This window comes from Nostoc sp. CHAB 5715 (assembly GCF_020829685.1).
In the GTDB taxonomy this organism is placed as follows: domain Bacteria; phylum Cyanobacteriota; class Cyanobacteriia; order Cyanobacteriales; family Nostocaceae; genus Nostoc.
This window is the reverse complement of the sequence record NZ_JAIVFR010001095.1, coordinates 1-2,301: the sequence shown is the minus strand read 5'-3', so window position 1 is coordinate 2,301 and position 2,301 is coordinate 1. Positions and strand designations below refer to the sequence as shown.

The following is a 2,301-nucleotide window of genomic DNA, read 5'->3' as shown; positions in this document are numbered from 1 at the left end:
GATCTATACTCCTACACCGGAGATGGCAATTTCTAGCCAATTTGGCGTGTAAACTCCAAACATGGCAAACCCAAATTGGACAAGGCACACAACCAGCAAGGCGATAACGCCGAGATTGATGGTTTTCGTCAAAGCCATGCCATCTTGTTCAGAAAGATTTGAACCAATTTGACGGGCAGCAATAAAAGTAACGCCACAACCAAGGGCAGCTAAACCAATGCCTTGAATGCCAACTCCTTGGGATCTCAAAGCGACAAATACCAAGCCACTGAGAGTATATCCAGACAACAGGCTGTAGGTTGCCAGCAGGGGTAGTGCGAGACCCTTATTACCTTTTTGGGCAACATTTTGGGCAACAAAGAACAAAATTAACTCCAAAATCACCGCACCAATGAAGGTGGGAAAGAATATTCCGGGGTTAGTACGGATAACTCCCAAACCGCCGTAGGTTCCTAATGCAGTTAGCACCAATCCACCACCGACGTAGGGGAGGGCGTTGGCGATTACGTTTGGGCCAACGAGGGCGTGAGATTTAGCCTCACGGATAGCTTCACGAAAATTACTGGTATTGCTCATATTGAAAAACTGTTTTTTAGGAAAACGTTCTGCCTATTTCTATTCTTACCAAGATTTAGGGCAAGAAACCAGGAACGGCTTATGTAAGGTAGGAGACAACTAAACAAAGAAGATTATCCAAGGTTGAAATTTTTATTTAAAAAACAAACATAACCTGCAACAGAGAGATTAGCGAAATCATGCGTACAAATACTGAATTGTAAAGTGCGACCCCTGACAAGTTCAGTGAAACGACGATGGCTTATTCTGCCCTAACTAAGGAAAATAATGACAGCTTAAAAGAAAATATACGCAACTCCATTTTCCCAGAAATAGGAGTTACAACAAAGGAATGTATATGGCAGCAAGTGAGTCCTCTTTACGAACTGATGGTATAGAATTATTACACTTGTACCACCAGAATCCTTCTATTAAACTTCGTAATAAACTTGTACAGTTACATACTGGCTTAGTGCGGAAGATGGCTCATAAATTTAGCCATCAATGTAATGAACCTTATGAAGATTTAGAACAAATCGGTTATTTTGGTTTGATTAGGGCAATTGAGCGTTTCGATCCTAGCCAAGGATACGCTTTTAGTTCCTTTGCTGTGCCATATATTCGCGGTGAGATGCTGCACTTTTTGCGCGATCGCAGTACTCTATTAAAAATTCCCCGTCGTTGGCAAGAATTATATAATGAAGGGCAAAAGATTCGTAAGGACTTGGCAATGTCTTTAGGTCGCCAGCCCAAGGATGCTGAAATTGCCAGCCAACTTCGGGTATCTGTGCAAGAATGGCAAGAAACCAAGTTAGCTGCTCAAAACCGGATGCCTTTGAGTTTAGATGCAACCGCAGTTAACTATGTTGATTGCCAAATAACCTTGGGTGAGGCACTTCCTTGTCCTCGTTCTCATGTACTTCTGCAACAAGAAGAAGAACGCCAACAACTCCAAGGCGCAATCAATATGTTGGAAGAAAAGCCCCGCATGGCAGTTGAAATGGTATTTTTGAAAGAACTTTCTCGCAAAGATGCTGCTAAAAACATTGGTACTAGTCCAATGACAGTAACGCGCTATCTGCAAAAAGGAATCCAAGATTTGATTTGCTATTTACAACCACAGGTAATGCCAACTGGATCGTAGTCATTTGAGGGAGATGAGGGGGATGAGGGAGATGAGGGAGATGAGGGGGATGAGGGGGATGAGGGAGTAGGGGGAGATGAGGGAGAACAGTATAAGAGTTATTAAAGATCACAAGGATTTAGAAGTTTATAAAATGGCTTTTGATTCAGCCATGATAATTTTTGAACTATCAAAAAAGTTTCCAGTAGAGGAACGTTATTCACTAACTGACCAAATTCGTCGCTCATCACGTTCAGTTTGTGCTAATTTTGCTGAGGGATGGCGTAAAAGAAGATATCAAGCTGCTTTTGTGGCTAAGTTGAATGACTGTGAGGCAGAGTCAGCAGAAACTCAGACCTGGATTGAGTTTGCTGTTAAGTGCAACTACATGAATATTGAAATAGGTCGAGAACTATATGGTACATACAACCAAGTTCTAAGCGGTCTAGTACATATAATTAACAAACCATCACCTTGGCTAATTAAGCATTAACCTCCCTCATCCCCCTCATCCCCCTCATCCCCCAATCCCTACGGAGGTGAACCTACGGTTGCACCATTAGGAATATCTAACTCAATATTTGGCCCTCGGTCTAGGACTTCAATATCCCACTGACCACGGC

General features: G+C 42.5%; 2 protein-coding genes and 1 pseudogene. 2 read left to right on the top strand and 1 reads right to left on the bottom strand.

Annotation, left to right across the window (positions count from 1 at the left end; all coding sequences use genetic code 11):
• Window positions 1-6: 6 nt before the first annotated feature.
• Window positions 7-576: pseudogene (locus tag LC574_RS36320) on the bottom strand (Bax inhibitor-1 family protein); the annotation flags it as partial.
• 337 nt (window positions 577-913) lie between these two features.
• Between LC574_RS36320 and LC574_RS36315 the strand changes: the two are divergent.
• Entirely contained in the window at window positions 914-1,699 is a 786-nt protein-coding gene (locus tag LC574_RS36315; RefSeq protein ID WP_181932046.1) for an RNA polymerase sigma factor SigF, read from the top strand.
• A 76-nt stretch (window positions 1,700-1,775) separates the two neighbouring features.
• Complete coding sequence (locus LC574_RS36310; RefSeq protein ID WP_229458469.1) at window positions 1,776-2,171, top strand: four helix bundle protein; 396 nt, start codon at window positions 1,776-1,778, stop codon at window positions 2,169-2,171.
• The last annotated feature ends 130 nt before the right edge of the window (window positions 2,172-2,301 follow it).